Below are 23,855 nucleotides of genomic sequence, written 5' to 3' on the forward strand. Positions count from 1 at the left end.
AACCAGGCAACCGATGGGCTGCACTTTGCCCCGAAACTGCCGGGGGCACGGCCTGTGAGGGCTGGCGAGAAATGACCGAGCGGTCGCTCTCGGCAATTCTTTCATCGGTAAATGCAAAGCTCGGTTTGCCCGGTTTGACGCGGCACCCTAGAATGCCCCGATGCGCGATGATCTCTCCCTTTTGCTGAATTCCCTCAACGATGCCCAACGGCAGGCTGTAGCGGCCTCCGTGGGGCGTCAGTTGGTCCTGGCCGGTGCTGGCTCCGGTAAAACCCGAGTGCTGGTGCACCGTATCGCCTGGTTGATCCAGGTCGAAAACGCCTCGCCCCACTCCATCCTGTCGGTGACGTTCACCAACAAGGCCGCTGCGGAGATGCGCCATCGCATCGAGCAGTTGATGGGTATCAACCCGGCCGGTATGTGGGTCGGCACCTTCCACGGTCTGGCGCACCGCCTGTTACGGGCACACTGGCAGGAAGCCGGCCTGAGCCAGACCTTCCAGATCCTCGACAGCGACGACCAGCAACGCCTGGTCAAGCGCGTGATCCGCGAGCTGGGTCTGGACGAACAGCGCTGGCCCGCGCGCCAGGCGCAGTGGTTTATCAACGGACAGAAAGATGAAGGCCTGCGCCCTCAACACATCCAGGCCAGCGGCGATCTGTTCCTGGGCACCATGCGCAGTATCTACGAAGCCTATGAGGCTGCTTGCCTGCGCGCCGGCGTCATCGACTTCTCCGAACTGCTGCTGCGCGCCCTCGATCTGTGGCGCGACCATCCGGGCCTGTTGGCGCACTATCAGAAACGCTTCCGCCATGTGCTGGTGGACGAGTTCCAGGACACCAACGCCGTGCAGTACGCCTGGTTGCGACTGCTGGCCAAGGGCGGCGACAGCCTGATGGTAGTGGGCGATGACGACCAGTCGATCTACGGCTGGCGCGGCGCGAAAATCGAAAATATCCATCAGTATTCAGCCGATTTCCCTGACGCTGAAGTGATTCGCCTGGAGCAGAACTATCGCTCCACGGCCGGCATTCTCAAGGCGGCAAACGCCTTGATTGCCAATAACACCGGGCGCCTGGGCAAAGAGTTGTGGACCGACGGCGGTGACGGCGAAGCCATCAACCTCTACGCTGCGTTCAACGAACACGATGAAGCGCGTTATGTTGTCGAAACCATCGAGAGCGCGCTGAAAACCGGCATGGCCCGCAGCGATATCGCGATTTTGTACCGCTCCAACGCCCAATCGCGGGTATTGGAAGAAGCCCTGTTGCGCGAACGCATTCCGTATCGCATCTATGGCGGCCAGCGCTTCTTCGAGCGTGCCGAAATCAAGAACGCCATGGCCTACCTGCGCTTGCTCGAAGGTCGTGGCAATGACGCGGCACTGGAGCGGGTGATCAACGTTCCGGCCCGGGGCATTGGCGAAAAGACCGTCGAAGCCATCCGCGACCACGCCCGCCACAGTGATGTGTCGATGTGGGAAGCCATGCGCCAGCTAGTCGCCAATAAAGGCCTGACCGGTCGTGCGGCGGGCGCCTTGGGCGCGTTCATCGAGTTGATCGAGAACCTGGCGGCGAAAACCGTCGAAATGCCACTGCACCTGATGACCCAGACGGTCATCGAGCAGTCCGGCCTGATCGCCTATCACGAAGCGGAAAAAGGCGAAAAAGGCCAGGCGCGGGTAGAAAACCTTGAGGAACTGGTCAGCGCCGCGCGCAACTTCGAAAACAGCGAAGAAGACGAAGACCTGACCCCCTTGGCCGCGTTCCTCGGCCATGCCTCACTGGAAGCCGGTGACACCCAGGCCGACGAGCACGAAGACAGCATTCAGTTGATGACCTTGCACAGCGCCAAGGGCCTGGAATTTCCCTACGTGTTCCTGGTGGGCATGGAAGAGGGCCTGTTCCCGCACAAGATGAGCCTGGAAGAACCCGGCCGCCTTGAAGAGGAACGTCGCCTAGCGTACGTCGGCATCACCCGCGCCATGCAGAACCTGGTAATGACCTATGCTGAAACCCGGCGCCTGTACGGCAGCGAAACCTACAACAAAGTGTCGCGCTTCGTTCGCGAAGTGCCCAAGGGTCTGATCCAGGAAGTGCGCCTGTCCAACAGCGTCAGTCGTCCTTTCAGCGGCCAGAAGCAGAGTACCAGCAGCATGTTCGCTGGCGCAGAGATCCCGGAAACCGCTTTCAGCCTGGGTCAGCAAGTGCAACATGCGGTCTTCGGCGAAGGGGTGATCCTCAACTTCGAAGGTTCGGGCGCCCAGGCGCGCGTGCAAGTGAACTTCAGCGAAGGCAGCAAATGGCTGATGCTCGGCTACGCCAAGCTCGAGGCCATCTGAGGAAATCATCGACATGGGCTCGGGTTTCTTTTCCTCCTGGACATTCTGGGCCCTGATGTCGGCAGCTTTCGCGGCCCTGACCGCGATCTTTGCCAAGGTCGGCATTGAAAACGTCAATTCCGACTTCGCGACGCTACTGCGTACGATCGTGGTGCTGGTCAGCCTGGCCTTGATTTTGTACGCAACGGGCCAATATCAATCCCTGGGATCGATCTCCGGCAAAAGCTATTTGTTCCTGCTGTTATCAGGGCTGGCGACCGGCGCCTCGTGGATCTGCTACTTCCGTGCGCTCAAGCTCGGACCGGCCTCGCTGGTCGCCCCGGTGGACAAGCTCAGCGTGGTGCTGGTGGCAGTACTGGGGGTGATCCTGCTGGGGGAGAGACTCGACCTGCGGCAATGGGCTGGGATCGGCCTGATATCAGCGGGCGTAGTTCTATTGGCACTACGCCGCTAAACGACTTTTCTACTGAACCAAGCACCCCGTCCTACAGACAAAAGAACATAGCCCTACACGTACCGACTGAGCTGAACGCAGCCTGTCAGGCAAAAGCCCGAAACACTCTGCCGCTAGCCAGTAACACTTCACCTGTGCAACATGGCGCGCGTGCCATCCACAAATGGGAATTCCCTTTATGAAACGTTTTCTTAGCATCGCCATGGCGTTGTGCATCGGCCTGACGATGAGCCTGGACGCCAACGCCAAGCGCTTTGGTGGCGGCAAAAGCTCCGGCGCTGCGCCGTCGCACCAGACCAGCCAAATGGCTCCTTCCTCTCCAGGCATGGGCGGCGCAGCTGCGACCGCCGGTGCTGCCGGTGCTGCTGGCGCTGCCGCCAAGGCCGGCGGTGCTTCGCGCTGGCTCGGCCCTCTGGCAGGTATCGCTGCCGGTGGCCTGCTGGCCTCCATGTTCATGGGCGACGGCTTCCAGGGCATGCAGATCTTCGACATGCTGATCATGGCGGTCATCGCCTTCGTGATCTTCCGCTTCATCGCTTCGCGTCGTCGCAAGCAGCAGGAGCACCTGGCACCTGCCGGTCACGCACCTATGCAACGTGAAGCCTTCGAGCAGAAGCCGGCCATGGGCTCGATCTTCGGTGGCTCGGCTGCACCCGCTGCCGCTCGTCCGGTGATCAACGCACCAGCCTGGTTCAATGAACAGCGCTTCATCGAAGCTGCGCGCAACCACTTCCAGTCCCTGCAACAGCACTGGGACGCCAACGAAATGGACAAGATCGCCGAGTTCGTGACCCCGCAACTGCTTGAGTTCCTCAAGCGCGAACGTGCCGACCTGGGCGACGGCTTCCAGTCGACCTACATCGACAACCTGACCGTGCAACTGGACGGCGTGGACGATCGCGCAGACAAGACCATCGCCACTCTGACCTTCAGCGGCGTGTCGAAGACCTCGCGCTTCGACCAGGGCGAAGTGTTCAGCGAAAGCTGGAACATGGAACGTCCGCAAGGCGAGAACCAGCCTTGGCTGGTCGCCGGTATCCGCCAGAACGGCTAATACCCTGCAGTTTTGCATGCAGTAAAAAAAACCCCAGCCTCGGCTGGGGTTTTCTATTTCGCGGTTGCATCTATAGCAAGCTACTGTATAAACCGCCCCAACCAAACCGCGCCATTGAGCAAGAGGATCCCGGACGTGGAAGAAATCATCGAACAACTGCGAGAAGCCAACGAACCGGTACCGGTGCCCTTGGAGCTGCCCGACGAAGACCTGCTGGTGGAAATCGAGGAACAGCTGTTCATCGACATCCCGTTTGTCTTCCGCGAATTCCTGCTGACCGTCAGCGATGTCGTCTACGGCAGCCTGGAGCCGGTGACTGTCACCGACCCACAATCCCACACCTACCTGCCAGACGTTGCCGCCAACGCATGGGATGCCGGCGTCGACCGCAGCCTGATCCCGATCTGCCAGGACGGTGACGACTACTACTGCGTCGAGGAAGACGGCACTGTGGTGCTGTGGTCGGCCGAAGAAGAACTGGTCACCGAAGAGACCTGGGAATCGGTATGGCACTGGGCGCGGGACGTCTGGCTGGAAAGCTGATGGGCCAGACGCCCGGCCGGGTCAATGCCCGGATGACTCCTTGTGGTTATCCAGGGTTTCCAGCAGGGCCACTTGCATCCGCGTGTGCACGCGGATGAACCAACGCCAAAGCAATGCCGCCACGGCAGCAGTGACCACGGCAATCAGCAGCAGTAACTTGTTGGTCGGCAAAATGCTGGCCGACAAGGCTGCCAGCAACAGGAAAATCACCAACAGCGAGAGAATCGGGATCACCTCGGCGATCACTCGACGCACGCGCTGTGTATGGCGCCCGGCCATCTCCGGCTTGACGCCCATCTCTGCCAGCAGCATCGACAGTGCCTTGAGCTTGCGATAAGCCGCAATCAGGAACGGCAACGACACCAGCAACGCCCCACCCCAGATCAACGCTTTCTGCCAACTCGGGTCACTGATCCAGTCTTGCAGGTAGGCAGACATGCGCTCGGCAAAGAACGCCCCCGAGAAAAAGATCGCCACCACCAGCGCCAGGTTGACCCCGACCTGCAACAGAATCCGCCGGATCATCGAGGCCAGCATCGCGCCCTCACCCTGCGGCTGAATACTGCGCAGCCATTCGCCATACATCCCCAACACCCGACCCAGCCGGGTCGGGATCACATTGGCGAGCTTGATCGACAACGGATCGGCGGCACGGATCAGGTATGGCGTCAGCAGGGTGGTGATCACCGAAACCGCCACGGCCACCGGGTAAAGGAAATTACTGGTGACCTGCAGGGTCATGCCCAGCGCTGCGATGATGAAAGAAAATTCGCCAATCTGCGACAACCCCATCCCTACCCGCAGTGAGGTACGTCCATCATTGCCGGCAATGAATGCCCCGAGCCCGCACGAGAACATTTTCCCCAGCACCACCGCCACGGTAATCACTGCAATCGGCCAGGCGTATTGCAACAGGATCATCGGGTCGAGCATCAGGCCGATGGCGACGAAGAAGATCGCACTGAACAGGTCGCGAACCGGTTCGATCAAACGCTCAATTTTCAGCAACTGCCGGGACTCGGCCATGATTGCGCCAATCAGGAACGCTCCCAGCACCATGCTGTACTCCAGCTTGACCACCAGCAGGCAGAAACCGAAACACAGGCCCAGCACGGTGATCAGTAGCATTTCATTGCTTTCGAATTTGGCCACGTAGGCCAACAGTCTGGGCACCAGCAGGATGCCCACCACCAGGGCGACGATCATGAACAGCGACAGTTTGCCGACGGTGGAGAACACCTCGCCGGAACTCACGGTGCCACTGACGGCGATGCTCGAGAGCAAGGCAATGATGCCGATGCCCAGAATGTCCTCGACGATCAGCACGCCAAAAATCAGCTGGGCAAAGCGCTCGTTTTTCATCTTCAAGTCATTCAGAGCCTTGACGATGATGGTGGTCGAGGAAATGGCCAGGATTGCGCCAAGGAACAGCGAATCCATGGTGTTCCAGTCGAACCAGCGGCCGATTTCGTAGCCGATCCAGATCATCAGCACGATTTCCAGGAACGCCGCGATAAAGGCCGTCGCGCCGACCTTGAACAGCTTGCGCAGGCTGAACTCCAGACCGAGACAGAACATCAGGAAGATCACCCCCAACTCCGCCAGGGTCTTGATGGTCTGTTCGTCGTGAATCAGCCCGAATGGTGGCGTGTGCGGACCGATGATGAAGCCGGCGACGATGTAACCGAGGACCACCGGTTGTTTCATCCGGTGAAACAATACGGTCACTACCCCGGCCACCATCATGATCACTGCCAAATCCTGAATGAAACTGATGGCATGCATGGCGAAGGCTCCTTGACGTGGGGTACGGGCGGCGGCATCCGATCAACGGGCACGAGAAAAGGCCACGCAAAAGGACTTTCGCAGGGTAACACCGCGACTTAAGGCAGAAACGCGGTGCAATATATGGAAACAGATGGATACAAGCGTGACGACCGCGCCGGGCGTGGCGTCCCGTAAAGGATGGTTTTAAAAACTGATCAAGTGCCCGCAGAGGCGCTCCCCGAATTGCTGCCTACCACCGTGAGTGTGCTATGGAACCCGGAAACGCCCAGCTGTCGATGACCGTCCTGATGACCCCCGACATGGCCAACTTCTCTGGCAATGTCCACGGCGGCACCCTGCTCAAATACCTGGATGAAGTGGCCTACGCCTGCGCCAGCCGATATGCCGGCCGCTACGTAGTGACCCTGTCGGTCGACCAGGTGATCTTTCGCGAACCGATTCATGTCGGTGAACTGGTGACGTTCCTTGCGTCGGTCAACTACACCGGCAACACGTCGATGGAAGTCGGCATCAAGGTGGTCACCGAAAACATCCGCGAGCGCTCGGTGCGTCACACCAACAGTTGCTTCTTCACCATGGTCTCGCTCGACGATGAGCGCAAGCCGGCCCCCGTCCCGCCGCTGCAGCCGCAGAACAGCGAGGACCGCCGCCGCTTCATCCAGGGCAAGCAGCGCCGGCAGATCCGCCAGGAAATGGAAAAGCGTTACCAGGAACTCAAGGCCGACGTCTGATGCGCGAGCGTCAGAGGCTGATTGCCGTCGCCTCGAATTTCACCCGCGGATGAGCGATACGATCCTGGGCCCGCACCAGTTGCAGTTCGTAGCTGGCGCAGGCCTGGGTTTCCAGCAGCACTTCGTGCACCGCCGCGGCGGCGAATTCAAACGCAGCAACCAGGCTGTCACCCAGCAGGACACGCGCGAGGAACAGACCCGACGTCAGGTCGCCAACGCCGACAGGCTGACGCGGAAAGGCCAGCAGCGGTCGACGTAGATGCCAACTGCCTTCAGCCGTCACCAACAGCATCTCGAACCCGTCCGGCAACTTGCCGGGATAATCCAGATGTTTGACCAGCACTGCCTTCGGGCCACGGGCCAACAGCGCCCGGGCCATGGCCAGGCAATCGAACAGTGACTGCGGCTTGCGCCCGGAAAAGCTGTCCAGCTCCAACTGGTTCGGGCACATGAAGTCGGCCACCGACGCGGCTTCGTTCAGCAGGAAGTCGCTGACCTCGGCAGGCACGATGCAGCCTTTCTCGGCATGTCCCATCACCGGATCACAGAGGTACAAGGCATGAGGATTGACCGCCTTGATTCGCGCCACGCCACTGAGGATCGCCCGGCCCTGATCGGCACTGCCCAGATAACCCGATAGCACTGCATCGCAGTTACCCAGTTCGCCAATCGCCGCAATTCCCTCCACCAGCGCCGGAATCTGCTGCGGCGCCAGTACCTCGCCCGCCCACTGGCCGTACTGAGTGTGGTTGGAAAACTGCACCGTGTTCAGCGGCCAGACATTTACCCCGACCCGCTGCATCGGGAAAACCGCGGCGCTGTTGCCGGCATGACCGAAAACCACGTGAGACTGGATGGCGAGCAGATGAGGTGTACGTTTCATGCGGGATGTCCGTAAAACCATTGAAATTCGAGCCGAGCAGTATGCGACTAAACGCAGCCTGTACGACAGGCCAATGTCGCAGTTAAGCTGCGGCTAATTAGTTGGAGTGTTGTGGATGCTGACCCTGGGAAACATCTTTGTCCTGATGCTGCTGGCCACCGGTGCGGCGTGGCTGTGGCACAACCACGGCTTGCGCGAGCGGGCGCTGGAGAGGGTCAAGCGGCATTGCGCCAAACTCGATATCGAACTGCTCGACGGTAACGTGGCGCTGAAAAAAATCGGCTTGGTCAAAGACGCCAATGGACGCCGGCGCCTGGCGCGGATCTACAACTTTGAGTTCACCGTGACCGGCGAACCCCGCCATACCGGGACTATCACCCAGTTCGGCGCCCACAGTGCGCAGATCGAACTGGCGCCCTACCCGATCCCCCACGAGGAAAAGCCCGAGGTGCAAAGCGCCGAAGTCATCGAGCTCAGCCAATGGCGCCAGGATCACAGCAAGTGGCGTCAGTGACGGCAGCGCGCAAAGTGCTCCTTTAGTTCGTCAATTGCCTGTGGTGCGTCGAAAATCAATTCCAGACGTGAGTCCTGACGCCATTCACTGGGCTGCCACTGCAAGCCGGCGTTATCCAGCGCGTTGAGCGACTCCCAGCCGTCAGGGCTGTGGATAACCGCTTTTGCCCGGCGCCAATCCAGCGTCTGCAGCCAGTCCTGCAGCCCCTGGCGATCAAACACCTGGCTCGGGTGCCAGCGCCAACCGATGCTCCAGCCGCCTTTCTGATGCTGACTGAGGCAGATTGGCAAACGTGGATCGGTCCAGATCAGCGGCGGCGAGGCCGATGCCCCGCTCACGTTATCCACAGCGGCGTTGCCGCGCTGCTCGATTCCCGGCAGCTCGCTCAAGAGTAACTGCCCCTGCTCGGTCCAAATCAGCGGAATCTGTGGCAACCGGTCGCGAATCCGTTGTCGCGCTTCGTCACCCAGATCGGCCGCCTTGTTCAACAGCAACAGGCCGGCATCCGGTATAGCTTGTTCTTGAGCGCTCGGCAGCGGTTTACCGGCGGCCAGTGCTTGCGCATCGAGCACCATGACGCAGGGCTGGATCGTCAACACGCCTCGCCAAGGCGCTTCGCTCAGTTGCCGGATTAACTGGACGGGATGGCCAAGCCCGGAAGGCTCAATGAACAGGCGGTCAGGGCGGGATTTGCGCAGAAGGCGCCCCAGACCAATCTGGAACGGAGCGCCGTTGACGCAACACAGGCAGCCGCCGGCGACTTCGCCCAAGGCGATGCCATCGGCATCGGAGGTCAGCAGCGCAGCGTCGATGCCGATTTGCCCGAACTCATTGATCAGCACGGCCCAGCGCTCATGTACTGGCCGCTGCGCCAGCAATTGCTTGAGCAAACTGGTCTTGCCAGCCCCCAGCGGGCCGGCAATCACGTGGGTGGGGATGTTGTGCAACAGACTGGAAGATTTCACAGCAGATAACGGCATCATGGAGAGGTGCCACCAATATGCCTGAGCAATGAGCGATGCACTATCACCGCCGGACTCAGGCCAGCCAGTCCAGGGTCAGGATCAACCGGCGTTCACCAGACAGCGGTTGAGGCGATCGGTGGACCAGGCCAAATCCTTCGTTACCTTGCCACTTTTCGCCCTTGAGCAGCGCCACTTCACCACAGAGCATGTGTTGACAGTCCTCGGGCTCGGCTAGCACATTGCCCAGATGCTGACGGCTCATGGCGTCTTCTCCAAGCCACTGGCTGCCGAGGCCGGCATAGGTGGTAATCAGTCGCACCGGTACGTGATCAACGTGAAAGCGCGGACACATGGCCTTATCCAGCGCTCGAACACGAACGCCAATGCGCCGCGCGCCCAACAGGCAGGCAAAAGCGCTAATCAGCCAGGACACATCGGCGATAAAGCCTTCGTATCCCTCGAGATCGCTGTAGCTGGAGGCCAATCCCTTCAAGTTCGGCGGTACTTCGTCATCCGCCAACTCCACCACCAGCGACTCGGCCAATGGCTGCTGCAACGACAGCAGCAACTCACCGAAATCGGCGATATGCAGCGGTAACTGACGCTGCCAGACGGTCAGGTTGGTATCGTCCTCGAGTATCCGGGCGAACACCTCGGGAGTCTGGCCAAGGACCTGCTTCGGCATCAGGCCGCCTCCTCGTCGATCCAGGGTCCAAAAGGATCTTCCAGCAGACGCCAGCCCTCGATACCCAGCGCCATCTCAGCATCACTCAACAGGCACTCATCAAGCTCATTAGTCAGCTGGGCGAAGTCGATGTTCTGGCCAATGAACACCAGCTCCTGGCGGCAATCACCGGTGGTTGCCGTCCAGTTCTGCAGAATCGCAGCGGTACTTTCCTGATCATCTGGCCACTGGTTTTTCGGCACGAACCGCCACCAGCGCCCGGCAAAACCATGACGCATCAAACCACCGGCCTGCGACCAACTGCCGGCGTCCTGGTGCTTGCTGGCCAGCCAGAAAAACCCTTTTGAACGCAGCAGCTTCCCGTTCACCCAGGGGCGATTGATAAAATTGAAGAAGCGCTGCGGATGAAACGGCCGACGCGCTCGATAGGCGCTTGAGGCGATGCCGTACTCGGTAGTTTCCGGCACATGCGCGCCGCGCAACTCCTGCAACCAGCCGGGGGCTTGTGAGGCTTTCTCGAAATCGAAGCGACCGGTGTTGAGAATCTGCTTGAGCGGCACCTCCCCCATGACCATCGGAATAATCCGCGCCTGGGCGTTCAAGCGCTTGAGAATCGCCACTAACTCTTCGCGCTCGGCGCTGCTGATCAAATCGATCTTGCTGATCAGCAGCACATCCGCGAATTCGATCTGCTCGATCAGCAAATCCGTGATCGACCGCTCGTCATCCTCACCCAGGGTCTCCCCGCGAGAGGCAAGACTTTCAGCGGCCTGATAGTCGAGCAGGAAGTTCATCCCGTCGACCACCGTCACCATGGTGTCCAGGCGCGCGATATCCGCCAGGCTTTGGCCCGATTCATCGCGAAAGGTGAAGGTCTCTGCTATCGGCAACGGCTCGGAAATCCCAGTGGACTCGATCAACAGATAATCGAAGCGACCGTCACGGGCCAGCGCACTGACCTCCTCCAGCAAATCCTCGCGCAGGGTGCAGCAAATGCAGCCGTTGCTCATTTCCACGAGCTTTTCCTGGGCGCGGTTGAGGGTGACATCGCGTTGCACCGCGCTGCCGTCGATGTTGATTTCACTCATGTCGTTGACGATCACCGCCACCCGCAAGTTCTCGCGGTTGCGCAGGACATGGTTGAGCAGCGTACTTTTGCCGGCACCAAGAAAACCGGACAACACGGTAACGGGGAGACGATTGGGCATCAGGGGTCCTCCATGAGGAGCGAGAAAACGGCGAATCGCAAATGTTATAGTATAACAATGCAAATAATCCACTCTGCCCTTGCCGCCCCACGACGAAGGGCGTAATCCTGAGCGCGCCCCTACTGTGAGAATCCCATGCACATCGCCTTGAAATGCACGCTTTTCGGCCTGTCGCTGATGGTCATGACTGACGCTAATGCTTTACCGCCAGGCCAGACAACCTGCACCCGCAGCGCCAATCTGCTGGCTTGCGTGGATCCGCAAGGCAATGCCTATAGCATTGCCACCGCAGGCGATACCACCTACACGCGCGGCTATGAACAGCTCGGCAAACGCTATTGGGCGCAGACCAGCAGCCGTTACGGCCAACTGACCTTCTTCACCGGCCTGGCCTCCGACGGCGAAGCCTGGGTCGGCTACAGCCGGCGCGTTGGTTGGACCACCCTCAACCGTTTTTCCAGTTCGGGAGGCTCAAGTGCCAGGTTCACTTGTAGCCGCTTGACCGGCTGCTAAAACCGCTTTAACCGCGCATCAAAAAAACTCTCGCCGGACGTATTGTTACGATATAACATCTTTCAAAATTTCACCGACGGACCTATTCATGAATGCCCTGACTTTGCCGGATATAGCCGCGCAGGCTTCACGCCAATCTTTGCTTCTGGATTGGGTGGGCATGTGCGGGATCGCTGTTCCTGTAATCCTGGATGACCAGCGTGTAAGTGCGATCGCTGACGCGGGTGTCAGCCTGGATAACGCAGAGGCCCGGGGCATTCATATGTCGCGGTTGTACCTGGCGTTGGAAATGCTGGAGTTGGGGAACTTGAGTCCCGCCCTGCTACGCCGCGTACTGCAATCATTCCTCGATAGCCACAACGGTTTGTCCCAAGCCGCCTACCTGCGCATTCATACGGCCTTGCTGTTGAAACGACCGGCATTGGTCAGTCCGTTGGCGGGATGGAAAAGCTATCCACTGATCGTTGATGCGCGCCTGCAGTGCGAAATGTTCCACGTGGAACTGAAGTTAGAGGTGCCTTACTCATCCACCTGCCCGTGCTCAGCCGCGCTCTCCAGACAGCTGATTCAACAGCAATTCGTCGACGACTTTGCCAACAAGCCTTTGCATCACGCAGACGTCCTGACCTGGCTTGGCTCAGCGAATGGCATCACGGCAACGCCTCATAGCCAGCGCAGCACCGCTCATCTGAACCTGCATCTGGATAACAGCGTGGACGACCTACCCTTGGTTGCCGCCATCAACGCCGCCGAAGCAGCGCTGGGAACCGCCGTGCAAACCGCAGTCAAGCGCGTGGACGAGCAGGCCTTCGCCTTGGCCAACGGGCAGAACCTGATGTTCTGTGAAGATGCGGCGCGACGCCTGCACCTGGCGTTAAGACGCTTTCCCGGCCTCCAGGGATTTGACCTGCGCGTGGTCCACGCCGAGAGCTTGCACGCTCATGACGCCGTGGCCGAAAGCCGCTGGAAGCGGGAGGCCGCATGATCCGCAAGAATCCTTCCGGCGATTTGCCCGTCATTGCCGAGTCCGCCTACATCGATAAAACCGCAATCATCTGCGGCAAGGTGATCATTGGCGAAAACGTTTTTGTCGGGCCCTACGCCGTCATCCGTGCCGATGAAGTCGATGCGTCAGGCAGCATGCAGCCGATCACCATTGGCGCCAATTCGAACATTCAGGACGGCGTGGTCATCCACTCCAAATCAGGTGCTGCCGTGACCATTGGCGAGTTCAGCTCAATCGCTCATCGCTCCATCGTCCATGGCCCCTGCACCGTCGGTGATCGGGTGTTCATCGGTTTCAATAGCGTGCTGTTCAATTGCGCCGTAGGTGACGGCTGTGTGGTGCGGCATAACTCGGTGGTCGACGGCCGGGATCTGCCTCCGGCTTTTTACGTACCCTCGACCACACGGATCGGCCCCGCAACCGACCTGTCCCAATTCCCGCCGGTCAGCGTCAGCGCCTCGGAGTTTTCCGAAGATGTCGCGCGTACCAACGTCGACCTGGTGCGCGGGTATAAAGCCCTGCAGAACGAGTTCTGAGATGAATAGCGTGCTGATTCGCAACGCGCGTCTGGTCAATGAGGGGCAGCAGTTCGATGCGGATCTGCTGGTAGATCACGGCCGGATCGTCAAAATCGCCAGTAGCATCGAGGGCGAAAATGCGGCATTGGAAATCGACGCAAATGGCCAATGGTTGTTGCCAGGGATGATCGACGACCAAGTGCACTTTCGTGAGCCTGGCGCGCCAGACAAAGGCAGCTTCTACACAGAATCGCGGGCTGCCGTGGTGGGTGGCATCACCAGTTTTATGGACATGCCCAACACTCAGCCCGCGACGTTGACGCTGGCCGCACTGGAGGACAAAAAACGTCGAGCTGCACTCAGTTCCGTGGCCAACTATGGCTTCCACTTCGGGGTCAGCAACGACAACCTCGATACGGTCGCGGCGCTCAACCCAAGCGCCGTGGCCGGCGTCAAAGTGTTCATGGGCGCCTCGACCGGCAACATGCTGGTGGATGACCCGCAGGTACTGGAGCGTCTATTTGCCGAAGTACCCACCGTGCTCCTGGCACACTGCGAGCACACGCCGAGCATTCAGGAAAACCAGCAGCGTTTCGCCGAGCGCTATGGCGACAATATTCCAGCCGGCGCTCACCCCCTGATTCGCGACGCTCAGGCATGCTTTCGCTCCTCGTCACTGGCGGTGGAATTGGCCAAGCGCTTTGGCACCCGATTACACGTCCTGCACCTGACCACCGCGCAGGAGCTGACCCTGTTCGAGGACAAACCCCTGGCGCAGAAACAGATTACTGCCGAGGTTTGTCTGCATCATTTGTTGTTCGATGACCGTGACTATCCGCGCCTGGGCAACTTGATCAAATGCAATCCGGCAATCAAGACCCAGGCCGATCGTGACGCCCTGCGCCTGGCATTGTTGGGCAATCGACTGGACGTTATCGGCAGTGACCATGCCCCGCATACCTGGGCAGAGAAACAGCGCCCCTACCCACTGGCCCCAGCCGGTCTACCCTTGGTACAACATGCCCTGCCCGCATTGCTGGAACTGGTGGCCGACCACGTACTGCCGTTGACCACGCTGGTCGCCAAGACCAGTCATCGCGTGGCCGACCTGTTCGCCATTCCTGACCGCGGATACTTACGCGAAGGCTACTGGGCCGACCTGGTGCTGATTCGCCCAGAGCCCGAGGGTCGGGCGGTATCCCGCCAGCCGATTTTGGCGCAATGTGGCTGGACGCCCTTTGCCGAGCGGCGGTTTCGCCACAGCGTATCTACCACTTTAGTGTCGGGTCAGATCGCCTGGCACGCCGAAAGTCTTAATGACAGCTGCAAGGGTTTGCCCTTACGGTTCAACCGTTGAATCCGGTTACCTGTATGACTACCGGGGGTCACTGAGCATGCTCCAGATCACTCTGCCAGACGGCACACTGCGTGAGTTCGACCAACCCCTCTCCGTCTCCGAGCTGGCGTCGAGTATTGGCCTGGGCCTGGCCAGGGCCGCCGTCGCCGGTCGGGTCAACGGTACCCTGGTCGATTGCGCCTTCGTTATCCGCCATAACGCCCGCGTGGGTATTGTGACCGCCCGCGAACCTGAAGGCCTGGAAATCCTTCGACGCTCCTGCGCCCTCCTGCTGGCAATGGCGATCAAGCAACTGCACGCTCGCGCCAGCATCCTCGCCGGCTCAGTGGTCGGTGACGGCTTCTATTGCGAGTTCTCCCACAGCCGAACCTTGCACCCCGATGATCTGCGCCTGATCGAAGCGAGGATGTACGCCCTGGCGCTGGCCAATCACTCCATCCGGCATGTCCTGGCCTTGTATCAGTTGGCGCACTGCGCCACGGTCGGCGCAGGTCCCCACGCCCCGTCCACCAATGTATTGCGCGCCTTCAGCCTGGCGCATGTGAATGGCAGCGCACGGCAGCGGATCTACGGGGTGTGCTGGACCGATCAGCAAGAGCTCGACGCATGGCGAGCACCACAGCAGGCGATGGTGGTGAGCGTCGATGAGCGCCAGATCGAATACACCCAGTCGGTGACCGACGCCCTGCGCCGAGCCGGAGTACGAGCCAACTCCGACGTGCGCAACGAGAAAATCGCCGACAAAATCCGTCAGCACCGCTCACAAGCGGTGCCTTATCTATTAGTGGTGGGCGAGCGGGAAATGGCCGGCGACTTCGTCAGCCTGCGCAGCGGCGAGGGTGAGAATTTGGGTCAGATGAATATTGCCGCGGCCTGCGAGCGATTGCGTGGCGGGACGCTCGCTCGCGAGGGCGCAGCACCGTAAGTGCAGACTTCAGGCGCGCGGTTTGACCGTGCCGCAATCCTGCCCCAGCCATACGGCGCGGGTGTCCATGCTGCCCGCTTGCTGAATGCCGGTGGCATTGAAGGTGCCGTTGACCGAAGCATTGAACTCGCGGTCGCTGAGGAAAGTGGCGACGCCTGTGCCCTGGGCTTTCGGGCAACTGAAGCGGAACTTCCACTGATTACCACTGCGGTCGGTGACCTCTTGCTTGCAGCCCGATTGCGGGTCTTGCAGCGGGATATCGTCCGTCTTCACTTGCTCCGGGGTCAGGCACACACGAATCCCCTTGCCGCCCATATTGATCCCCTGCTTCTCCAGCGCGGCTTTCTGCGCCGGAGTGATTTGATTGCCCAATTGGCTGAGGATCAATTGCAGGTCCGGCAGGTTCTGGTTATCGACCTTCATATTGCTCGAGGTCAGTTCCCACAACCCCGGTTGTAGCATCTGCGCCTGCGCGGCGACAGGAACCGACAAGCCAACAGCCATGAGCCAACCCAGCAGACGTACGTTCATCAAGTAACTCCCAGTCAGTAATGGCCGTTAGACGTCGCCAATCTACTTCGGTTGCATGGCGAATTAAATAGCGACATTGCGCCTGGAACATGGTCTGTTAGGCATTGAATTCTCCGGAGCAAGGTTGCCCCATGGATTTTTTCGGACCTCATCTTTTTGCCTACCTGATTGCGCTCATTCATTCCCTGGGCTCGATTGCGGCCATCCATGCCGTTCTCACCGTGCGCACCGCACAAGGCTCAATCGCCTGGGCACTGTCGCTGGTCTTCATCCCCTACCTGACCCTGATTCCTTATCTGGTGTTCGGCCGCAGTACTTTCGATGCCTACATCAAGGCCCGACGCCAGGCCAACGAACAGATGCGCCGGGCCATCGCCGACTTGAACTGGCGGCCGTGGGTCGAAGAAGCGCTGACCGCCCGTGCTTCAGCCGCCTACGCCTCTCTGCGCGCCATGCCCAAGCTGGGGCGGATGCCCTGCCTGGCAAATAATCAGGTGCGGCTGTTGATCAACGGTCATGCCACCTTCGACGCAATCTTCGACGCCATCGAGCAGGCACGCGAAGCGATATTGATCCAGTTTTTCATCGTCCATGACGACGAACTCGGGCGCCGCCTGCAAAGCCTGCTGCTGGAAAAAGCTGCGCAAGGGGTCGCGGTGTATTTGCTCTATGACCGCATTGGCAGCCATTCCCTGCCCCACAGCTATGTGCAGACCCTGCGCGACGCCGGCGTGCAGGTCAAAGCCTTCGCCACCCGCAGCGGCTGGCTCAATCGCTTCCAGGTGAATTTTCGCAATCACCGCAAGATCGTCGTGGTCGACGGCCTGCAGGGTTTTGTCGGCGGGCATAACGTCGGCGATGAGTACCTGGGCGCCAAGCCGCCACTGTCGCCGTGGCGCGACACCCACGTGGCGGTCAGCGGGCCGGTGGTGGCCTGCATGCAAGAGTCGTTCGCTGAAGACTGGTTCTGGGCAGCACGGGAGTTGCCACCGCTGATCCTGCCGCAAAGCTATCCGGATGACGGCGTTCTCTGCCAACTGCTGGCCAGTGGGCCGGCGGACCCTTATGAAACCTGCTCGCTGTTTTTTGTCGAGGCCATCCACGCGGCGACCGAACGAGTGTGGATCACCAGCCCCTACTTCGTCCCCGATGAAGCAGTATTCGCCGCCCTGCGCCTGGCCGTCCTGCGCGGCGTCGACGTGCGCCTGCTGTTGCCGTCGCGACCGGACCACCGCATCGTTTACGCCGCCTCCAGCCTCTATGCGTTCGAAGCTGTGCGCGCCGGCGTTCGGGTGTTTCGCTATCAGCCCGGTTTCCTGCACCAGAAGGTGGTGTTGATCGACGGTGAAATCAGCGCCATTGGCAGCGCCAACCTCGACAACCGTTCCTTCAGGCTCAACTTCGAGGTGATGCTGCTCACCGTGGACAGCGTCTTCGCTGGCGAAGTGGAGCGCATGCTTGAACAGGACTTTGCCCTGTCGCAAGAACTGAACAAGGATGCAGGCCGGCAAACCCACCGCCTGCAACAGCTCGGCATGCGGGTCGCCCGGCTGATTTCGCCGATTCTCTAGGGGTGGTAGATATCGTCGCGGGTCCAGGGCAACTCGTGACTGCCATCGGCGTGGGCTTTGACTGCGAGAATCTGGTGCAGGTTGATCCAGCCCCGCGCAAAGGCATAAGCGCAGCCAGCCAGGTATAAGCGCCAGATACGCAGCGCTTGCTGCGGAACCTCTTTGGCCGCGGCATCTAAGTTGTCTTCGAGCCGCTCGCTCCAGTGATCCAGGGTGCGCGCATAGTGCAGGCGCAGGCTTTCGACATCGACGATCTCCAGTCCGGCCTCACTGATCTCGGCGGAGATCATCGACAGATGGGGCAACTCACCATTGGGGAACACATAGCGCTCGATAAAATCACCCGCGCCCCGCCCCACCGGACGCCCATCGATCGATTTGGCGGTAATCCCGTGGTTCATCACCAGGCCGCCTTCACGTACCGCACCAAATAATGTCCGGCAATATTCGGCCAGGTTGGCATGGCCGACGTGTTCGAACATGCCGACACTCACCACCTTATCGAAACGGCCATCCTGCGGCAGGTCGCGATAGTCGAGCAGCTGCAATTCGACCTGATCCTGCAGCCCCTCTTCGTTCACCCGCTCCCGCGCCAGAGCCAACTGCTCCTTGCTTAAGGTAATGCCGAACACCTTGACCCCGAATTCCCGCGCGGCATAGCGCGCCAGCCCGCCCCAACCGCAGCCCACGTCCAGCAGGTATTCCCCCGGTTGCAACCGGAGCTTGCGGCACAGGTGACGGAATTTCGCCTGCTGCGCCTGCTCGAGGGTTTCGCTGCCGGTCTCGAAATAGGCGCAGGAGTACGCCATGTCGCTGTCGAGCCACAGCTGATAGAACGCATTGGACAGGTCGTAATGATAGGAGATCGCCGCCGCGTCGGTGGCTTTGTCGTGGGCGGTGCGTACCGGCTGGCTGTCATCGTCTTCGTTGAGCAGCGCCTGGCTCCACTCGTCACACACCCGGATCACATCGCTGATCGAGCCTTCCAGCTCCAGCTTGCCTTCAACAAAGGCTGCGCCGAGCAGGTCGAGGCTGGGGTGGGTGAACTGCGAGACCATCTGCGGATCCTTGACCACGATAGTGACACTGGGCGCCGGGCCCAGGTTGAATTCGTGGCCGTCCCACAGTCGCAAACGCAGTGGCAAATGCAGGTTCTGCAAAGCCGGTGGAAGTTGAGCGAGCATGAAAACCCCCTGTTCCAGACGTCTGTCATGAGGGTAGACCATAGTAGAAAATTAGCAGGCTATCGAAATATACGCCTTTTTCCATCGGTCATAGCGCACAGAACGCTGTCGTTAAACCTGTCCTTCAGGCAGAAGAACGCCTGCACAGGCACGCCCTCACTGCGGTTGACTGTCAATTTTCGGCGCAGTTCGAATAATCATGACGGCTTGACTTTGAATCTGCGCAGCGCAAATATTACAAGCATAATATTATCTGATCGCTACGTTTAATCTCCATCGCACACCGACACAGGAGTAATGCCATGAGCACCTACGACATCGTGATTCTGGGAGGCGGCCCCGGCGGCTACAACGCGGCGATCCGCGCCGGCCAACTGGGGCTCAAGGCCGCCTGTGTCGAAGGCCGAGCGACGCTGGGCGGCACCTGCCTTAATGTGGGCTGCATGCCGTCCAAGGCACTGCTGCACGCGTCCGAACTCTATGAAGCGGCGATGGGAACGGAATTTGCCCACCTGGGGATCGAGGTCAAGCCGACGCTCAATTTGGCGCAGATGATGAAACAGAAAGCAGAAAGCGTTGCTGGCCTGACCAAGGGCATCGAATTCCTGTTTCGCAAGAACAAGGTCGAGTGGATCAAAGGCTGGGGTCATATCGATGGCCCGGGCAAGGTCAGCGTCACCGACGTCGAGGGCAATAAAACAGAACTGCTGGCCAAGGACATCATTATCGCCACAGGCTCTGAACCGACGCCGCTGCCTGGCGTCACCATCGACAACCAGCGCATTCTCGACTCCACGGGCGCCCTGTCCCTCAGCGAAGTGCCCAGGCATTTGGTGGTCATCGGGGCCGGGGTGATCGGCCTCGAACTTGGCTCGGTCTGGCGTCGTCTCGGAGCGCAGGTCACGGTGGTTGAATACCTCGACCGCATCTGCCCGGGCACCGACCTGGAAGCGGGTAAAACCCTGCAACGCGCCCTCGGCAAACAGGGCATCAATTTCAAGCTGGGCACCAAAGTGACTGCAGCAACCCCCTCCCCCACAGGCGTGCAACTGAGCCTGGAAGCGGCGGCGGGCGGCAGTGCCGAATCACTCGAGGCGGATTATGTGCTGGTGGCTATCGGACGCCGGCCGTTCACCCAGGGCCTTGGCCTCGAAAACGTAGGCCTGACCACTGATTCACGCGGCATGCTGAGCAACCGTGGTCATCGCACCGAAGTGCCCGGGTTCTGGGTGATCGGTGATGTCACCTCGGGACCGATGCTCGCCCACAAGGCCGAAGACGAAGCCATGGCCTGCGTCGAGCAAATCGTCGGCAAGGCTGGCGAAGTAAACTACGAGTTGATCCCCAGCGTGATCTATACCCGGCCGGAACTGGCCAGTGTCGGCAAGACCGAAGAGCAACTCAAGGCTGAGGGACACGCCTACAAGGTCGGCAAATTTCCGTTCAGCGCCAACAGCCGGGCCAAGATCAACCATGAAACTGAAGGCTTTGCCAAAGTCCTCGCCGACGAGCGCACCGACGAGGTCCTGGGCGTGCATCTGGTCGGACCGAATGTCAGCGAGATGATTGGCGAGTATTGCGTGGCCATGGAGTTCTCGGCCTCGGCCGAGGATATCGCGCTGACCTGCCACCCACACCCGACACGCTCCGAGGCCTTGCGTCAGGCCGCGATGAATGTCGAGGGGATGGCGACCCAGATGTAACCACCTTTTCTTAACGCGCCCGGCGCCGGCGCAGCATCAGCAAGCCGGCGCCAACCACCAGGAGGATCGCAGTCACCTGTAGCGCACGTTTGTAGGGGCGCAAGCCCGTACGCAGACCGTCCAGCGACTGGGTCACGTAACGTTTGTTGGCCGCAGTGAAATCGGGTTGCTGGCATTGCTGCCCGAAGTTCTCCGCCCAAGGCACGTACGGCCCTTGTTCGACATAGCGCCGGTATAACGCGCTCTGGTCGGCAAGGCTGGTGCCCCAACCCGAAGCCTGGCAAAGCACCGCGGCGAATGCCTGGCTGCTGTGGGGCAACAGATCGGCCGCTTGGCTCACCAACCCAGTGGCGACGTAGCGGTAATGGAAACGCAGATCGGGTTGCGCGGCGCTGGCTTGTTGGCGCTGTACCTCGGCATCGGAAATCAGCGGTGCAGGCTTGATCTCAGGGATGTCCAGGCTGAAATTACCCTCGAAGGTGGCGTAGTCCGGCGCCATCTCGTAACCGAGCAACTCCATGCCATGCTCACGGGCCAAACGGCCGGCGTCGTAGAAAGCTTGCGCGCGTTTGGTCGGCCACCATCCCGATTGCGCCTGCTCGCGTAAGTCACCGTATTCCTTGGCCAGCCCCTGCAATTGCGGGTTTTCGAAGTACGCCGGCGCTTGCTCGAAGCGCTGTTCACGCAATAAGCGACGCCCCAGCAGATCACGCAATCGCGCGGCTACCGGGATCGGCTCGTAGTTGTCGCGCTGCGCCTGAGTCAGGGGGGCCGGAGCCGGAACCTGTTGATCGACGAACTGCTTGAGTTCATCGACCGTCAGTACGCGTTCCGCCACCTGCGCCGCATCCTGCCAATACAGGTCCTGGCTGCGATAGAGCTGCTCGAAGGCTTGCAGGTAGTCACCGCGCTCCAGGGCCAGTAAGGCACTTTCGCCCTCGACCCGGCAACCCGGCTTGAGGGTTTCGAAGTCGCCACTCGCCGTGTCGCGATAGCCCCAGTCCTCGTCCTGCGGAAAGGCTTTCGCCGCTTTTGCGTAAGCGCTCACGGCCGAGGCTTTGTCGCCATCGCGCAGGGCAATTTTCGCCCGCAACCACCACGCCAGGCCGCCGTCGCCGGCATGCTCCAGCAAGGTTTTGCTGGTGGCGTAATCACCCACCTGATAGTTCAGCGCCGCCAGGCGATCGGCATTGTCGAGGCTGCCGGCGGTGTTATGCAGCAGCGCCTTGATCATTTTTTGCTCAGTCGGCGGCTGTTCGCCAAACGACCAGCCGACATGGCTGATCAGCGCCGCCGTGACCAACTGCTGCACCGCCTTGCCCTCGAGCAAGCGATTGAGTTGGGCCTCAGGTAGCGCATTGAGTTCCTGCACCAACTGCTTGAGCGAGCTATAACCCACCGGCGACCCCAGCGAACTCTGGCTGGCATACAACTCGACAGCCGTGTTCCAGTCACCGGCTTGACGCACCACTCGCGCCTCTTCACCCAGGCTGGCAATGCCCAGGTCCAATGGGTCGCTGAAGCCGTCGATGCTCAGTTGCCGGGCCTGGGAAAAGGCCTCGCGCGCCTGTTGCAAAAGGTCGTGGCGCTCGGCGTCATCCAGCTCGCTGGCCTGCTGACTGACAGCGACCAACGCCCGGCCCAGCGAATACGCCGCCCAGGTGCTGCGCAACCCACGCTGATCGGCCGGCAACGCCAGCACTTGGCGGAAATACTCCGCCGCCAGCGCCGCGTCGCCGGCATTGAAAGCGACCGCGCCGGCCGTGTACAGGCTCAGTTCGGCGGCCAGGCCGGCGCTCTCCGCTTGCACTCGCTGAGCAGTGCTCAAGGTTCGCAACTGCGCCACCAGCGTGCGCTGAGCGTCGTTCAAGCCCACTTGCTCCGCCGCAGTCCGCGCCTTCAGGTAGGGATCTTCGTCACTGCCATAGTCATAACGGGGAACCGTGGCCGTCGCCGGCTTGAGCCCGGTAATCGCCTTGCCCAGTCGATTGACCTCGAACTGGAAACTGCCTTCCGGCAACTCGCCGAGGGTCTGTGCCCGATCGCCCAGCAGGCGCAGTGGGAAATCCGGTCCGCAGGCCAGCGCCGTGCCCAGCGGCACACTCAGGCTAATGGCCAACAACAGCCGCGACCCGTTACGGGAAAACATGTGAACCTCCTTGATCGATGGTTGTGCAGCGTGCCCAGCCCAACGTGCGCTGGGCACCGGCAGGCAGGCGGCCGTCCTTGAGACGGCTGAATTCGAGTTTCCCTGGTGTCTGTTGCAACGCGTAGCCGTTGAGCCCGTCTGCCGCCTCACACTGGGTCGCCGCCAGCGTCAGCCGTGCCGGCAAGGCGCTGTCGAGGTTGCCATCATTGCGCAGGACGATGTCGTAGAGACCGTCGTTACCGGAAAGGTTCAGTGCCAAACCGCTGCGCAGCGGATTGCCCTGGGCCACAGCGCGCAAAGTGGTCAGGCTCCAGGCGCGTCGATCACCCGCAAGTGGCAGGCGAAACCAGATCAGGCCGGCGAGATGAGCTGGCGGTGCATGACGCAATTGAGCGGCCAAGGTCGACAGTTGTTGCGGGTCAGCCATCAGTTCACGGCGCTGCCCACCCTGCTCGATGGGTACCTCGCTTTCCACCAGCGGCGCCCCGCCATCGCCCGGCAGCACGGCGATACCGTAGGCCGGTAATGCCAGGTAGAACGGTTTGTCAGTCGCCCGGCTCCAGCGCTCGGCCCACTGCTTGGCCTGCACCGGATCGAACAAACCCCGTTTGGGATCGCTGACGGCGTGTACTTGCAACACGCTGCTGTCGACTTGCGCCAGAAGACCGGGCAGCTGCGGGCTGTCGAGCCAGGCCGGCAATGCGGTGATGCTCAATTTCAAGGAAACCGGCAGCGCATTACGCAACGTCTCGAGAAACTGCCGATAGGCCGGCAGCCGCGCGGTCCCGGCGTCGTGGTCGATTTCCACACCCGCCAGCGTCAGGCTCTGGGCCTGCCAATCGGCGGCTACCTGAAGGATTTGTTTGATGGTTTCGCTAGCGTCCAGCTGCTTGAGCTGCCCATCTAGCCGCACCACCGCAATCAATGGGCGCGCGTCGATTTTCAACAGGGCGCTATCGATCTGCGCCCGGCGCCAGCCAGCGTGTGGATGATTTTGCAGCGCCAACACTCGCAGGGTTGAAAACCCGTCACGCGATTGCGCCAGGGCCTCGGCATGGGCCGGGGTCCATTGCCGTTGCCAGATGTAGAGTTGTTGATCGAGGGACGGCGTACTTGATTGCCCGCAACCGCCCAGGAGCGCGAGGCTGCACAGCAGTGCACAACGCAGGAAATGAATCGTCGACATAACTGGCCTGTGGCTGCTAAGGCACTGCCTTTGTAGGAGCGAGCCT

The 23,855-nt window shown here is 60.6% G+C and carries 22 protein-coding genes; 13 read left to right on the forward strand and 9 right to left on the reverse strand.

Annotated features, from left to right (window positions below; genetic code table 11):
- Nucleotides 1–160 precede the first annotated feature (160 nt).
- From uvrD to NR126_RS04025, 4 genes are all read left to right on the forward strand, one after another.
- On the forward strand, nt 161–2,341 hold the full coding sequence (gene uvrD, locus NR126_RS04010; RefSeq protein WP_027616757.1) for a DNA helicase II: 2,181 nt from the start codon (nt 161–163) through the stop codon (nt 2,339–2,341).
- 13 nt (nt 2,342–2,354) lie between these two features.
- Nucleotides 2,355–2,795, forward strand: a complete 441-nt coding sequence (locus tag NR126_RS04015; protein ID WP_105753547.1) for an EamA family transporter — start codon at nt 2,355–2,357, stop codon at nt 2,793–2,795.
- Nucleotides 2,796–2,973: 178 nt separating this feature from the next.
- Complete coding sequence (locus NR126_RS04020; RefSeq protein ID WP_027616755.1) at nt 2,974–3,849, forward strand: Tim44 domain-containing protein; 876 nt, start codon at nt 2,974–2,976, stop codon at nt 3,847–3,849.
- A 135-nt stretch (nt 3,850–3,984) separates the two neighbouring features.
- On the forward strand, nt 3,985–4,392 hold the full coding sequence (locus tag NR126_RS04025) for an SMI1/KNR4 family protein (RefSeq protein ID WP_014720555.1): 408 nt from the start codon (nt 3,985–3,987) through the stop codon (nt 4,390–4,392).
- A gap of 21 nt (nt 4,393–4,413) precedes the next feature.
- Here NR126_RS04025 and NR126_RS04030 read toward each other — a convergent pair whose 3' ends face one another.
- The gene (locus tag NR126_RS04030; RefSeq protein WP_027616754.1) at nt 4,414–6,177 is read right to left on the reverse strand and encodes a cation:proton antiporter; all 1,764 of its coding nucleotides are present in this window, start codon (nt 6,175–6,177) and stop codon (nt 4,414–4,416) included.
- Between the two features lie 251 nt (nt 6,178–6,428).
- On the opposite strand from NR126_RS04030, the gene NR126_RS04035 reads away from it, so the two are divergent.
- Nucleotides 6,429–6,911 (forward strand): acyl-CoA thioesterase, encoded by a 483-nt coding sequence (locus NR126_RS04035; RefSeq protein ID WP_027616753.1) that lies wholly within the window; start codon nt 6,429–6,431, stop codon nt 6,909–6,911.
- A 10-nt stretch (nt 6,912–6,921) separates the two neighbouring features.
- On the opposite strand, the gene pdxY is transcribed toward NR126_RS04035, so the two are convergent.
- Nucleotides 6,922–7,794: a pyridoxal kinase PdxY gene (pdxY, locus tag NR126_RS04040; RefSeq protein WP_027616752.1), complete on the reverse strand. Its 873-nt coding sequence runs from the start codon at nt 7,792–7,794 to the stop codon at nt 6,922–6,924.
- Nucleotides 7,795–7,909: 115 nt separating this feature from the next.
- Between pdxY and NR126_RS04045 the strand changes: the two genes are divergently transcribed.
- Complete coding sequence (locus NR126_RS04045; protein WP_256829710.1) at nt 7,910–8,308, forward strand: DUF3301 domain-containing protein; 399 nt, start codon at nt 7,910–7,912, stop codon at nt 8,306–8,308.
- Here NR126_RS04045 and NR126_RS04050 read toward each other — a convergent pair.
- From NR126_RS04050 to zigA, 3 genes are all read right to left on the reverse strand, one after another.
- A complete protein-coding gene (locus NR126_RS04050; RefSeq protein ID WP_256829813.1) occupies nt 8,302–9,258 on the reverse strand; it encodes a GTP-binding protein in 957 nt (318 codons plus the stop codon). The genes NR126_RS04045 and NR126_RS04050 overlap by 7 nt on opposite strands.
- A gap of 88 nt (nt 9,259–9,346) precedes the next feature.
- Nucleotides 9,347–9,958: a DUF1826 domain-containing protein gene (locus NR126_RS04055; protein ID WP_033865964.1), complete on the reverse strand. Its 612-nt coding sequence runs from the start codon at nt 9,956–9,958 to the stop codon at nt 9,347–9,349.
- Complete coding sequence (gene zigA, locus NR126_RS04060; protein ID WP_027616748.1) at nt 9,958–11,166, reverse strand: zinc metallochaperone GTPase ZigA; 1,209 nt, start codon at nt 11,164–11,166, stop codon at nt 9,958–9,960. The genes NR126_RS04055 and zigA overlap by 1 nt, the downstream gene beginning before the upstream one ends.
- A 135-nt stretch (nt 11,167–11,301) precedes the next feature.
- On the opposite strand from zigA, the gene NR126_RS04065 reads away from it, so the two are divergent.
- The 5 genes from NR126_RS04065 (at nt 11,302) to NR126_RS04085 (ending at nt 15,485) form a co-directional block, all read left to right on the forward strand.
- Nucleotides 11,302–11,679 (forward strand): hypothetical protein, encoded by a 378-nt coding sequence (locus NR126_RS04065; protein ID WP_027616747.1) that lies wholly within the window; start codon nt 11,302–11,304, stop codon nt 11,677–11,679.
- 88 nt (nt 11,680–11,767) lie between these two features.
- Nucleotides 11,768–12,664 carry a GTP cyclohydrolase FolE2 gene (gene folE2, locus NR126_RS04070; protein WP_027616746.1) on the forward strand — a complete coding sequence of 299 codons (897 nt, stop codon included), beginning with the start codon at nt 11,768–11,770 and terminating at the stop codon, nt 12,662–12,664.
- A complete protein-coding gene (locus NR126_RS04075) occupies nt 12,661–13,221 on the forward strand; it encodes a DapH/DapD/GlmU-related protein (protein ID WP_027616745.1) in 561 nt (186 codons plus the stop codon). Before folE2 ends, NR126_RS04075 begins: the two co-directional genes overlap by 4 nt.
- Before the next feature lies 1 nt (nt 13,222).
- Nucleotides 13,223–14,560 carry a dihydroorotase gene (locus NR126_RS04080; RefSeq protein ID WP_256829711.1) on the forward strand — a complete coding sequence of 446 codons (1,338 nt, stop codon included), beginning with the start codon at nt 13,223–13,225 and terminating at the stop codon, nt 14,558–14,560.
- A 37-nt stretch (nt 14,561–14,597) separates the two neighbouring features.
- Nucleotides 14,598–15,485 (forward strand): His/Gly/Thr/Pro-type tRNA ligase C-terminal domain-containing protein, encoded by an 888-nt coding sequence (locus NR126_RS04085; RefSeq protein ID WP_027616743.1) that lies wholly within the window; start codon nt 14,598–14,600, stop codon nt 15,483–15,485.
- A gap of 9 nt (nt 15,486–15,494) precedes the next feature.
- Here NR126_RS04085 and NR126_RS04090 read toward each other — a convergent pair whose 3' ends face one another.
- Nucleotides 15,495–16,016 carry a DUF3617 domain-containing protein gene (locus tag NR126_RS04090; RefSeq protein WP_027616742.1) on the reverse strand — a complete coding sequence of 174 codons (522 nt, stop codon included), beginning with the start codon at nt 16,014–16,016 and terminating at the stop codon, nt 15,495–15,497.
- A 131-nt stretch (nt 16,017–16,147) separates the two neighbouring features.
- Between NR126_RS04090 and cls the strand changes: the two genes are divergently transcribed.
- The gene (gene cls / locus NR126_RS04095; protein ID WP_105753543.1) at nt 16,148–17,587 is read left to right on the forward strand and encodes a cardiolipin synthase; all 1,440 of its coding nucleotides are present in this window, start codon (nt 16,148–16,150) and stop codon (nt 17,585–17,587) included.
- On the opposite strand, the gene cfaB is transcribed toward cls, so the two are convergent.
- Nucleotides 17,584–18,771, reverse strand: coding sequence for a C17 cyclopropane fatty acid synthase CfaB (gene cfaB / locus NR126_RS04100; protein ID WP_256829712.1), 1,188 nt, complete (start codon nt 18,769–18,771; stop codon nt 17,584–17,586). The two genes, cls and cfaB, sit on opposite strands and share 4 nt — an antisense overlap.
- 302 nt (nt 18,772–19,073) lie before the next feature.
- On the opposite strand from cfaB, the gene lpdA reads away from it, so the two are divergent.
- Nucleotides 19,074–20,474, forward strand: a complete 1,401-nt coding sequence (gene lpdA / locus NR126_RS04105) for a dihydrolipoyl dehydrogenase (RefSeq protein ID WP_027616739.1) — start codon at nt 19,074–19,076, stop codon at nt 20,472–20,474.
- A 10-nt stretch (nt 20,475–20,484) separates the two neighbouring features.
- On the opposite strand, the gene NR126_RS04110 is transcribed toward lpdA, so the two are convergent.
- The gene (locus NR126_RS04110) at nt 20,485–22,623 is read right to left on the reverse strand and encodes a hypothetical protein (protein ID WP_256829713.1); all 2,139 of its coding nucleotides are present in this window, start codon (nt 22,621–22,623) and stop codon (nt 20,485–20,487) included.
- The gene (locus NR126_RS04115) at nt 22,610–23,809 is read right to left on the reverse strand and encodes a DUF3142 domain-containing protein (protein ID WP_256829715.1); all 1,200 of its coding nucleotides are present in this window, start codon (nt 23,807–23,809) and stop codon (nt 22,610–22,612) included. The genes NR126_RS04110 and NR126_RS04115 overlap by 14 nt, the downstream gene beginning before the upstream one ends.
- Nucleotides 23,810–23,855 lie beyond the last annotated feature (46 nt).

The organism is Pseudomonas sp. Pse1 (assembly GCF_024519635.1).
Lineage (GTDB): Bacteria > Pseudomonadota > Gammaproteobacteria > Pseudomonadales > Pseudomonadaceae > Aquipseudomonas.